The sequence below is a fragment of the Micrococcus sp. KRD077 genome, from assembly GCF_017168505.1.
GTDB lineage: Bacteria > Actinomycetota > Actinomycetes > Actinomycetales > Micrococcaceae > Micrococcus > Micrococcus luteus.
On sequence record NZ_JABFAZ010000024.1, the window covers coordinates 127,300 to 137,986 of the forward strand.

Here is a 10,687-nt window from a genome sequence, read left to right on the forward strand (position 1 = left end):
GAAGGCGGCCGGGCGCCGTCGTCGTCGTGATCCCCTCCCGCCCCGCCGATGAGTACGGAAGTGATGCCCCCATGGCTGCCAAGTCCCCGCTGGACAACGTCATCAACCTCGCCAAGCGCCGAGGCTTCGTGTTCCAGGCCGGTGAGATCTACGGCGGTTCGCGCTCCGCGTGGGACTACGGGCCCCTGGGTGTGGAGCTGAAGGAGAACATCAAGGCGGAATGGTGGAAGACCTTCGTGCGCTCCCGCGAGGACATGGTGGGCCTGGACTCCTCCATCATCCTGCCGCGCGCGGTGTGGGAGGCCTCCGGCCACGTCGAGACCTTCACCGACCCGCTCGTGGAGTGCACCCAGTGCCACAGGCGCCACCGCCAGGACCACCTGCTCGAGGCGTTCGAGGCCAAGAAGGGCCGGCCGGCCGAGGGCATGGCCGAGATCGTGTGCCCGGACTGCGGCACCCAGGGCGCCTGGACCGAGCCGCAGCTGTTCTCGGGCCTGGTCAAGACCTACCTCGGCCCCGTGGACAACGAGGAGGGCCTGCACTACATGCGCCCGGAGACGGCGCAGGGCATCTTCGTGAACTTCCTCAACGTGCTGGGCGCGGCCCGGAAGAAGCCGCCGTTCGGCATCGGCCAGATCGGCAAGGCGTTCCGCAACGAGATCACCCCGGGCAACTTCATCTTCCGCACCCGTGAGTTCGAGCAGATGGAGATCGAGTACTTCGTGCCGCCGGCCGAGGCGGGCCAGCACTTCGACCGCTGGGTCGAGGACTGCTGGGACTGGTTCATCGACCTCGGCATCGACCCCGCGCACCTGCGCAAGTTCGACGTCCCCGCGGACGAGCGGGCGCACTACTCGGACGCCACGATCGACCTCGAGTACGACTTCGGCTTCACCGGCGGCGACGGCTGGGGCGAGCTGATGGGCATCGCGAACCGCACCGACTACGACCTGGGCCGGCACACCGAGCACTCGGGCACCAAGATGCAGTACTTCGACCAGGCCAACAACGAGCACTACACCCCGTACGTGATCGAGCCGTCCTTCGGCCTGACCCGCGCCATGATGGCGTTCCTCGTGGACGCCTATGCCGAGGACGAGGCCCCGAACGCCAAGGGCGGGGTGGACGTGCGCACCGTGCTCAAGCTGGACCCGCGCCTGGCCCCGGTCAAGGCCGCCGTGCTCCCGCTGTCCAAGAAGCCCGAGCTGCAGCCGGCCACCCAGTCCCTCGCCGCGGAGCTGCGCGGCCTGTGGAACATCGAGACGGACGACTCCGGCGCGATCGGCCGTCGCTACCGCCGCCAGGACGAGATCGGCACCCCGTTCTGCATCACCGTGGACTTCGACACCCTCGAGGACCAGGCCGTGACCATCCGCGAGCGGGACACCATGGCCCAGGAGCGCGTGGCGCTGTCCCAGGTGAAGTCCTACCTGCTGGAGCGCCTGGTCAAGTGAGCGGGGACGTGACGGGAGCGGCCGGGGCCGCGGGGCATGACGACGGCGGCGCGCTGTTCGACTCCGCCGCGGTCGCCGACGGGGAGATCGTGCTGCGTCCCTGGCGGCCCGGGGACGACCTGGCCCTGCTCGAGGTGTGGGGCGACCCGGCCAACGCGCAGCAGCACCAGGACCGGGCGATGCTCGCCGAGGACGCGGAACGGCCCTGGCGCCGCGCGCTCGTGGCCGAGGACGCCGGCGTGCCGGTGGCGGCCGGCGTCGTCTACGCCTCGTCCGTGCACCCGCGGCGGCTGTGGCTGTACGTCGAGACCGCGGCCGCCGAGCGGCGCCGGGGCATCGGCCGGGCGCTCGTGGCGGCCCTGCGCGGGCTCGCCGCGGAGGCGCACGCCGCCGGCGCCATCCCGACGACCGCGCTGAAGGCCCGATTCGCCAAGGACGCCCTGGTGCCCGGCGTGGCCTGCGCCGACCCGCAGACCGAGGCCGACAGTGCGACGGGCCGCCCGCCCGTGGACACGGACGCCGTGCGGTCCCAGACCGCCGCACTGGCCGCCGGCACCGAGGCGTTCCTCGTGGCCCAGGGCTTCACCCCCGTGCAGCGCTCCCGCCGCGTCGCGATCGCCCCGGGGGCCATCGGCCTGCCGGATGTGCGCGGGGAGGAGCACCCGGACGGCGTGGTCCTCGAGGAGGCCTCGACCGGCTCCGTCGAGCTGACGCAGGCGGTCGCCGCGTTCTATGACGCCGTGCACGCGTGGGACCCGTCGACCCTGAGCGTCGGGGCCGCCCAGCAGCTGCTGCTGGGCCCGGCCACCGGGGCCGCGGGCGCCGTCGTGCTCCGCGACGCGCCGAAGGCCGAGGGCGGGCGCATCCGCGCGTTCGCGGTGTCCTACACCCCGGAGCGCCAGGACGCGCCGGCCGATGTGCTCGTGGGCTGGGATCCGGAGCTGGGGGAGGAGGACGCGCTGCAGGCCGTGGCCGACCTGCTCGCCCTGCTCGTGGCCCAGTACCCCGTGCAGATCGAGGTGGACGAGGCGATGGCCCCGCTGGAGCGGATCGTGGACGGGCTCATCGGCGGCAACGCGGCGCGGACGCTGGTGGACACGTACGTGTTCGTGGACGACGCGCCGGGCGCGTGAACCGGGCGGCCGTAGCGGACCGCCGGCGCACCCGCACCCTGCGGGGCACCGTCCTGGCGGTGGCCCTGCTCAACGGCGCCTACCTGGTGGTGGAGATCATCCTGGCGGTGGGGATCGGCTCGGTGGCCCTCGTGGCGGACTCCGTCGACTTCTTCGAGGACTTCGCCGTCAACCTGCTGATCTTCGTGGCGCTCGGGTGGACGGCGGCCCGGCAGGCGGTCATCGGCAAGGTCATGGCCGGGATCATCGTGCTGCCGGCCGTGGCGGCGCTCGTCATGGCGGCCACGAAGATCGGCGACCCCGAGCCGCCGGCCGCGGGCGTGCTGCTGGGGGCGGCCGTCGGCTCGCTCCTCGTGAACATCGTGTGCGTGGTCCTGCTGGCCCGCGTCCGCGTCGACGGCGGCTCCCTCACCCGGGCGGCCTGGCTCGCGGCGCGCAACGACCTCGTGGCCGGCGTCGTGCTGATCGCCCTGTCCGGGATCACGGTGCTGACGGCGTCGGGCTGGGCGGACATCATCGTGGGCGTGCTTCTCGTGCTGCTCAACGGCTCCGCCGCCAAGGAGATCTGGGAGGCCGCGACCGAGGAGCACCTGGCGGCCCAGGCCCTCGCCGGCGAGGTCGACGACGACTGAGCGGTTCCTACGGGGCGGCGGGCAGCCGGGCGGCGAGCACCGCCCCGACGGCGGCCAGGCCCAGGAACACCGTCAGCGCCGGTGCAAGACCGACGGCGCCGGCCAGCGCCCCGACCGCCGGGCTGAGCCCAACCCCGGCCAGCCGCATGCACCAGCTCGTCACCGCCAGCCCGGTCTGCGGCCGGAGCCCGGGCGCCTCGTCGCCGAGCGCATAGGCCACGGGCACCACCACGGCGCAGCCGAGCCCCGCCAGGGCCAGCCCCGCGAACGCGGCAGGCACGGCCACCGGCTCGGGCAGCGGCGCCAGGGCCAGCCCCAGCCCCACGACGACGGCGCCCAGCCCCGCCGTCAGCGCCCCGCGGCGTCCCAGGGCGGTGAGGGTTCGGTCGCCCGCGAGGCGTCCGACGAACTGCGCGCCCAGCAGCGTCGACGCGCCGAGCACCGCCGCGGCCGGATCCAGGCCGCGCTCCGTGATCAGGAACAGGGTGGCCCACGCGTTGCCGAACTCCTCCACGCCGAACCCGGCCATCGCGATCACCACGGCGGGGACGAGCACGGCCACGGCGGCGCGGCGGGGGAGGGCTTGGGGGCCTTCGTGACTGACCCGGCTTCCTCGACACGGTCCAGGACCATCCGCACCGCGCGGTCCTTCACCTCGGGATCGAACTTCTTCGGCATGAACAACATCCTCTCGAACTCGAAAGGAAGCGGCATCGCACCCGGGACGCTTCAGCGTACATCAGCGACCACCGCCCCGGCCGTAGCGCTTGATGACAGCCTGATGCGTGACGCCGAGGGCGTCGCCGATCCTGGCCCAGGTCACCCCATCGGCTCGGGCGTCGGCGACGGCGATCTCGACGGCCTCCTCCAGCACAGAGCGGAGCACGCCGAGGTCGTAGAGCTGGGCCTCGGCGTCGGCGAGGGACGGGTCGCCCTGACGCCAGCGGAAGCCGGTCAAGTGATCGAAGGCGGCGGAGTTCGCGCTCATCAGCGACCACCGCCCATCACAGAGGCAACGGCGGCGCGCTGGCGCGGGGTCAGCGGAGTGAGTGCCAGGCGCTCACCGGCTCGGCGGCCAGCGGCGCGGGCGGCGGCGATGACGGGATCGTGGCCGTCTGCCTGCGGAGAAGGAGCGGAGCCCTGATCGAGGCCAGGGCGGACGAGCGCGGATGCGCGGGGAACGTCGATAACGACAGACATCGGAAGTCCTCAGACATGAGTATCTTCCGGTTCCCCGCCACGGTAATTGGGCTGTTTGACCGGCTACTCATCCGGGAGCAGAACCCCGCGCTTCTAAGTCGCGGCCCCGGTGGGATCTTCTTGTCTGCAACCATTCTTCCATGACTCGACTCACCAGTGCAATGACGAGTCGAGTCATGAGTCAGTCGCGTCTCGGCTCGATCCGCACGAGATCGGGGTCGAACTTCACGTGACCCGGCATGATGGGCTCGATGGTCACCGTCACCAGCTCGTCCACGAGCATCCGGCGACGGTCCATGTCCAACGCCTTCCACTTCGACTCGACAACCTCGCGGCGCTCCGCGGTGCCGACCGGCTCATCGACCTCCGCCAGCAGCTTCGCCGCCACCGACACCGAGCGGTCGAGCAGCTCCGCGTCGATCTCGTCGATGCGAGCCTTCACGTCGTTGATCGCCGCCGTGATCTCCAGGACCGGCTGATGGATGTCGCGCAGCAGCGGGCTCAGCTCCTTCACCCGCTCGACCAGGGCGTTCCGTTCGGTCAGCAGTTCCTCGCGATCCGGCCCGGCGGCTTCCTGCGGCATCACGAGGTCGTGCACGTCCACGGACGACAGGCGCGTGAGCACCGCCTCGGTGACCATCGCATCGACGGGCTCGCGCTGGCGGGTGAGATGGAACTGCTCGCCACAACGGTACGTCGGCTGCTTGCGGCTGTTCGTCCCCGAGACGAGCGTCGCGCCGCACTTCCCACAGAGGCCGATCGTGGACAGGAGGTACTTCGGCTGATTGCCCTGCCTCGCCGACCTCCGCACGTTGTCCTCCAGCTTCGCCACCGCGGCCCGCCACGTCTGCTCGCCGACGATGGGCGGGAACGCCTCGCCCTGCACCGGGTACAGCTCGCCGGTCTTGTAGTGGCGGATGAAGCCAGCGTAGAGCGAGTTCGCCAGCAGATACCGCACAGCATCGACGGAGAACTCCGACCCGCGGGCGGTGAGGTGGCCAGCGCTGTTCAAGTCCTCCCGGATGCGACGGATCGACAGCGACGGCTCACCGAGGAACGCATCGAAGGCCCGCCGAACTGCGGCGGCCTCCTCCTCGATCAGCTCGCCCTCCCTCGTCCAACCGAACGCCTTCCAGGTGGACGCCGGGATGCCTTCAGCGCGGCGGCGCTCGTTCGACCTGATCTGCCGCTCCGCCTTGCGTCGAGCCTCGAACCGGGCGAGAGCGGCGAGCATCGTCGCTCGGAACTCTCCGTCGGCCGTCGAGAGGTCGATCTCGCCGTCCACTGTGACGACGCGCAGGCCGAGGTCGATCAGCGTGTTGAGGTCCTTCGTGCTCCGCAGCAGTCGGTCCATGTCCACGGCGACGACCATCGAGAATCGACCTGCTCGGGCGTCGTCCAACATCTCGGCCCAGCGGGTGCCAGCTCGACGCTTCTTCGTCGCCGACACCGCGTTGTCCTCGTAGACCTCGACCACGTTCCAGTCCTTGGCCTCGGCCAATGCCCTGATCTTCCTCAGTTGTGTATCGACCGTCCAGCGGTCGCCTTTGCGGTCCATGGAGGCGCGGACGTAGGCCGCCACCTCGTTCGTCTTCCTCAGCGCTACCAGTTCGACCATGCAACCAAGCTTACGTGGACGAGTGTTGCAACCCCGACATGCGCTACCGCAGGTCGATCACGCCGGTGCCGAGGCTGATCCGCTCGGTGCGGGCGGCCATCGCGGCGAGGATCGGGAACGGCGAGGAGAACATCCGCTGGAAGTGGTGGACGCGGAGCCAGGCGCCGTCGAGTCCGGCGTCCTCGGCGGCCACGGCCATGGCGACGACGTCGTCGAGCGCCTGCCGCGCGTCCGGTTCGGCGCCGGGACGGTGGATCCAGTGGCCGAAGTTGAGGAAGCCGAGGTGCTTGCGGGTCATGCCGGGTGCAACCGCGGGGCGGGCGGGGCTGTTCCCGGTGCTCGTCTGACCGCCGGCCGGCGACATCACCTGCGGGCAGACCCGCGGAGATGTCGCTGCGGAGCGGTCGATCGTCGCGGCGTCCGCCATACTGGCGGGCATGAGTGAGCAGTGGAGCGAGAAGGACATCGAGCTGGCGAACCGGCTCTTCGACATGGCGCGGGACGGGGACACGGCCCAGCTGAAGGCATACCTGGACGCCGGGGTGAGCACGCGCCTGCGCAACCACGCGGGCGACTCCTTCCTCACGCTCGCCGCCTATCACGAGCACCCGGACACGGTGGCGATGCTGATCGAGGCCGGCGCCGAGATCGAGCACGCCAACGACCGCGGCCAGCGCCCCCTGACCTGCGCCACGTTCAAGCGGGACGTCGCCTCCATGCGCCATCTTTTGGCCGCCGGTGCGGACCCGGACGCGGGCACCCCCTCGGCGCGCCAGACCGCCCAGATGTTCGCCGGCGATGACCTGCTGGCGGTGCTCGACGGCGGGGACGCGGCGCCGGCGTCGGAGGCCTGACCCGCCGGGACGACGGTCTGCCCGTCCTGGCGGGGCGCCTCGGCGATCGCCTCCCAGCGGGCCTCGTCGTGGGGCACGGTGACGTGGGTGCCGGGCGGAATGGAAGAATGGACCCGACATGACTTCTTCCCACACCCTCCCCGCCGCGGCGGCGGTCGACGGCGCCCCCGACGTCGTCGACCCCCACGCCGCGCACTACGCCAAGTCCGCCGGTGCGGGCCGCCGCATCGCCGACGACGACCAGCTCCACGAGGGCCGCCACGCCGCGCCCACCACGGATCGCCTCACGCTGCCTCCGCTGCGGCTCGGCCCGCTGACGATCGAGACGCCCGTGGTCCTGGCCCCCATGGCCGGCATCACCAACACCGCGTTCCGCCGCCTGTGCCGCGAGTACGGTGGCGGCCTCTACGTCAACGAGATGGTCACGGCCCGCGCGCTGGTCGAGCGGAAGCCCGAGTCGATGCGCATCATCCGGCACGACCCGGACGAGGTCCCGCGCTCCGTCCAGCTCTACTCCGTGGACCCGGTCACCACGGGCGCCGCCGTGCGCATGCTTGTGGAGGAGGACCGCGCGGACCACATCGACCTCAACTTCGGCTGCCCCGTGCCCAAGGTGACCCGCCGCGGCGGCGGCTCCGCCCTGCCGTGGAAGTCCGAGCTCTTCGCCTCCATCGTCAAGGCCGCCGTCACCGAGGCGGCGAAGAAGGACATCCCGGTGACCGTGAAGATGCGTCGCGGCATCGACGAGGACCACCTGACCTTCCTCGACGCCGGCCGCACGGCCCGCGACCTCGGCGTCGCCGCCGTGGCCCTGCACGGGCGCACCACCCGCCAGTTCTACTCGGGCACCGCCGTGTGGGAGGACGTCGCCCGGCTGCGCGAGGCCCTGCCGGACATCCCCGTGCTCGGCAACGGCGACATCTGGTCCGCGGAGGACGCCATCGCGATGGTCGAGCAGACCGGCGTGGACGGCGTCGTGATCGGCCGCGGCTGCCAGGGTCGGCCGTGGCTGTTCGGGGACCTGCAGGCCGCGTTCGAAGGCCGCCAGGACCGGTTCCAGCCGACCCTGGGCATGGTCGCGGACACGCTGTACCGCCACGCCGAGCTGCTCGTGGACACCTTCGGCGGCGACGAGCTCAAGGCGCTGCGGGACATCCGCAAGCACGTGGCCTGGTACTTCAAGGGCTACCCCGTGGGCTCCGAGATCCGCACCGCGCTGTCCACCGTCCCGGACCTGGCCACGATGCGCGAGATCCTCGCCCGCGTGGACCGGGACCAGCGCTACCCGGGCGAGGCCGCCGAGGGCCCCCGCGGCCGGGCCGGCGCCCCCAAGCGACCGCACCTGCCGGACGGCTGGCTGGACTCCCGCGAACTCAACGCCGAGCAGCAGGCCATGATCGCCGCCGCCGAGCTGGACGTCTCCGGTGGCTGAGCCCACGACGCCGGTGCCCTCCGCCGGAACGCCCGCCGCGCCGTCGTCGCCCTGGACCGGCGCCGCCCACCAGCCGGTGCTGTTCGGCCCGGAAGGCCGGCCCCCGTATGCCGGCCGCGCCGTGCAGACCCCCGGCTACACGCCGTGGGACCGGGAGCGGTGGCTGCCCGAGCCGCCCAAGTCCTCCTACCGCTCGGACTTCGAGCGGGACCGTGCCCGCGTGCTGCACTCCGCGGGCCTGCGCCGGCTGGGGGCCAAGACCCAGGTGGTCGCCCCGGACGCGGACGACTTCGCCCGCACCCGCCTGACGCACTCACTCGAGGTGGCGCAGGTGGGACGTGAGCTCGGTAGGTCGCTGGGCTGCGACCCCGACCTCGTGGACACCGCCTGCCTGTCCCACGACCTCGGCCACCCGCCCTTCGGACACAACGGGGAGAAGGCGCTCGACGCGGCCAGCGAGGACGTCGGCGGCTTCGAAGGCAACGCCCAGACCCTGCGGCTGCTGGCCCGCCTCGAGCAGAAGAAGCTCTTCGCGGACGGCTCCTCCGCGGGCCTGAACCTCACGCGCGCCGCCCTCGACGCCGCATGCAAGTACCCGTGGACCCGTGAGGACGCCCCGCTGCGCCCCGACGGCACGCGTTCGCGCAAGTTCGGCGTCTACGAGGACGACCTGCCCGTGTTCCGCTGGTTCCGCGCCGGGGTGCCCGGCACGCGCACGTCCATGGAGGCCCAGGTCATGGACCTCGCGGACGACATCTCCTACTCCGTGCACGACGTCGAGGACGGCGTGGTCAACGCCGTGTTCCAGCTCAAGTGGCTGGCCATCCCGGAGCACCGGGAGCGCGTCGTGGAGACCACCCGCCAGTGGTACCTGCCGCACACGGACCCGGCCGAGGTCGACGCGGCCCTGGCCCGCCTCGAGGCCACCGACGTGTGGGTCTCCGAGATGGACGGCTCCCGGCGGGCGCTGGCGGCGATGAAGGACATGACGAGCCAGCTGATCGGCCGGTTCTGCAGCGCCGCCTTCGACGCCACGCGTCAGGTGTTCGGCAACGAGCCGCTCACCCGCCACGGCGCCGACGTCGTGGTGCCCGAGGAGACGGAGACCGAGATCGCCGTGATGAAGGGCATCGCGGCGGCCTACGTGATGACCGCCGAGCAGCGCCAGCCGCTCTACGCGCGGCAGCGCGAGGTGCTCGCGGAGCTCGTGACGCTGCTCGACGCGACGGGGGACCGGTACCTCGAGCCGATGTTCGCGTTCGACTGGGCGCAGGCCCCCGACGACGCAGCCCGGCGGCGCGTGGTGATCGACCAGATCGCCTCGCTCACCGATTCGACCGCCGTCGAGTGGCATCACACCCTGGTGCAGGGCGCGGAGTTCCGGCGCGTCTGGCTCTGACCGGCGGGTCCAGCAGCGCGGGAAGCACCGCGCCGGCGGGACCCCGCAGGACGTGCGTGACCGCGCCGCTCAGCTCGGTCTCCACCGGGTTGATCTCCACGACGGCGGCCCCGGCCCCCAGCGCCACGAACGGCAGGGACGCCGCCGGCTGGACGATGCCCGAGGTGCCGACCACCAGGCACAGGTCGCAGTCCTCGAGCGCGGCGAAGGCGCGGTCCCAGGGCTCGGCCGGCAGCATCTCCCCGAACCACACGATCCCCGGGCGGATCAGCCCGTCCCCGCACACGGTGCAGGCCGGCGGTGCCTCGCGGAGCATCGCCTCGAGGTCGGCCTCGGAGCCGGCCGTCGCCTCGTCCGCGGGCGCGCCCGGATCGACGTCGGCGGGGGCCCCGCAGTCGGCGCAGCGGTGCTCGAACAGGGACCCGTGCAGGTGCGCGAGGACCCGGGCGCCGGCGCGCTCGTGCAGGTCGTCCACGTTCTGGGTGACCACCTCCAGGCCGGGCGTGCGGCGCTGCCAGACGGCGACGGCGTCGTGCCCCGGATTCGGTTGGCGGGCCCGCACCATCCGGGCACGCCACCGGTACCAGGACCACACGAGCGCGGGATCCGCGAGGAATGCCTCCTCCGTGGCGAGCTCCTCCGCGGAGAACCGCTCCCACAGGCCGGTCTGGGCGTCGCGGAACGTGGGGATGCCGGACTCGGCGCTCATCCCCGCCCCGGAGAGCACCACGGGACGCTCGGCGGCGGCCACGAGCGCGCGGACGGCGTCCAGCACGTCAGGGTCGAGGTCGGGGGCGGAGGCGGCGAGGACGGGGTGCGGATCGGCCATGTCCCCAGCCTAGGTGTAGGAGGGCATGACGTTGTTGACTCGGGTCGGTGCCAGTGAGGCCGGAGGAGCGTCTCCGCAGGAGGTATGAGGCCGATGGTAGTTGTAGTGGTTCACCCACACCGCCAGGGCCTCACGC

Annotated in this window: 13 protein-coding genes; 6 read left to right on the plus strand and 7 right to left on the minus strand. The window is 72.1% G+C overall.

Annotated elements, in window-relative coordinates:
- Window positions 1–71: 71 nt before the first annotated feature.
- From J1M39_RS07025 to J1M39_RS07035, 3 genes are read left to right on the plus strand one after another with little or no spacing between them, the layout of a single operon-like run.
- Complete coding sequence (locus J1M39_RS07025; RefSeq protein WP_044659691.1) at window positions 72–1,454, plus strand: glycine--tRNA ligase; 1,383 nt, start codon at window positions 72–74, stop codon at window positions 1,452–1,454.
- On the plus strand, window positions 1,451–2,587 hold the full coding sequence (locus tag J1M39_RS07030; protein WP_049146903.1) for a GNAT family N-acetyltransferase: 1,137 nt from the start codon (window positions 1,451–1,453) through the stop codon (window positions 2,585–2,587). The genes J1M39_RS07025 and J1M39_RS07030 overlap by 4 nt, the downstream gene beginning before the upstream one ends.
- Window positions 2,584–3,219 carry a cation transporter gene (locus tag J1M39_RS07035; RefSeq protein ID WP_041103529.1) on the plus strand — a complete coding sequence of 212 codons (636 nt, stop codon included), beginning with the start codon at window positions 2,584–2,586 and terminating at the stop codon, window positions 3,217–3,219. The genes J1M39_RS07030 and J1M39_RS07035 overlap by 4 nt, the downstream gene beginning before the upstream one ends.
- A 7-nt stretch (window positions 3,220–3,226) precedes the next feature.
- On the opposite strand, the gene J1M39_RS07040 is transcribed toward J1M39_RS07035, so the two are convergent.
- From J1M39_RS07040 to J1M39_RS07060, 5 genes are all read right to left on the minus strand, one after another.
- The gene (locus J1M39_RS07040) at window positions 3,227–3,781 is read right to left on the minus strand and encodes a hypothetical protein (protein ID WP_206450900.1); all 555 of its coding nucleotides are present in this window, start codon (window positions 3,779–3,781) and stop codon (window positions 3,227–3,229) included.
- Window positions 3,754–3,897, minus strand: a complete 144-nt coding sequence (locus J1M39_RS07045; protein WP_206496614.1) for a hypothetical protein — start codon at window positions 3,895–3,897, stop codon at window positions 3,754–3,756. Before J1M39_RS07045 ends, J1M39_RS07040 begins: the two co-directional genes overlap by 28 nt.
- 61 nt (window positions 3,898–3,958) lie before the next feature.
- Window positions 3,959–4,207, minus strand: coding sequence for a hypothetical protein (locus J1M39_RS07050; protein WP_007321353.1), 249 nt, complete (start codon window positions 4,205–4,207; stop codon window positions 3,959–3,961).
- A 393-nt stretch (window positions 4,208–4,600) separates the two neighbouring features.
- A complete protein-coding gene (locus tag J1M39_RS07055) occupies window positions 4,601–6,037 on the minus strand; it encodes a recombinase family protein (RefSeq protein ID WP_070708917.1) in 1,437 nt (478 codons plus the stop codon).
- A gap of 43 nt (window positions 6,038–6,080) precedes the next feature.
- Window positions 6,081–6,335 carry an LLM class flavin-dependent oxidoreductase gene (locus tag J1M39_RS07060; RefSeq protein WP_100058355.1) on the minus strand — a complete coding sequence of 85 codons (255 nt, stop codon included), beginning with the start codon at window positions 6,333–6,335 and terminating at the stop codon, window positions 6,081–6,083.
- Between the two features lie 139 nt (window positions 6,336–6,474).
- Between J1M39_RS07060 and J1M39_RS07065 the strand changes: the two genes are divergently transcribed.
- The 3 genes from J1M39_RS07065 to J1M39_RS07075 all read left to right on the plus strand — a co-directional run bounded on the left by J1M39_RS07065 (window position 6,475) and on the right by J1M39_RS07075 (window position 9,722).
- Complete coding sequence (locus J1M39_RS07065; protein WP_206496615.1) at window positions 6,475–6,891, plus strand: ankyrin repeat domain-containing protein; 417 nt, start codon at window positions 6,475–6,477, stop codon at window positions 6,889–6,891.
- A gap of 118 nt (window positions 6,892–7,009) precedes the next feature.
- Window positions 7,010–8,323 carry a tRNA dihydrouridine synthase DusB gene (dusB, locus tag J1M39_RS07070; RefSeq protein ID WP_241253900.1) on the plus strand — a complete coding sequence of 438 codons (1,314 nt, stop codon included), beginning with the start codon at window positions 7,010–7,012 and terminating at the stop codon, window positions 8,321–8,323.
- Window positions 8,316–9,722, plus strand: coding sequence for a deoxyguanosinetriphosphate triphosphohydrolase (locus J1M39_RS07075; protein WP_206496616.1), 1,407 nt, complete (start codon window positions 8,316–8,318; stop codon window positions 9,720–9,722). Before dusB ends, J1M39_RS07075 begins: the two co-directional genes overlap by 8 nt.
- On the opposite strand, the gene J1M39_RS07080 is transcribed toward J1M39_RS07075, so the two are convergent.
- Together J1M39_RS07080 and J1M39_RS07085 are read right to left on the minus strand one after the other, a co-directional pair.
- Entirely contained in the window at window positions 9,649–10,551 is a 903-nt protein-coding gene (locus J1M39_RS07080) for an SIR2 family NAD-dependent protein deacylase (RefSeq protein ID WP_070709475.1), read from the minus strand. The two genes, J1M39_RS07075 and J1M39_RS07080, sit on opposite strands and share 74 nt — an antisense overlap.
- Window positions 10,552–10,560: 9 nt before the next feature.
- Window positions 10,561–10,687 (minus strand): integrase core domain-containing protein (locus J1M39_RS07085; RefSeq protein ID WP_144819981.1); only part of this gene is annotated, 127 nt, incomplete at its 5' end.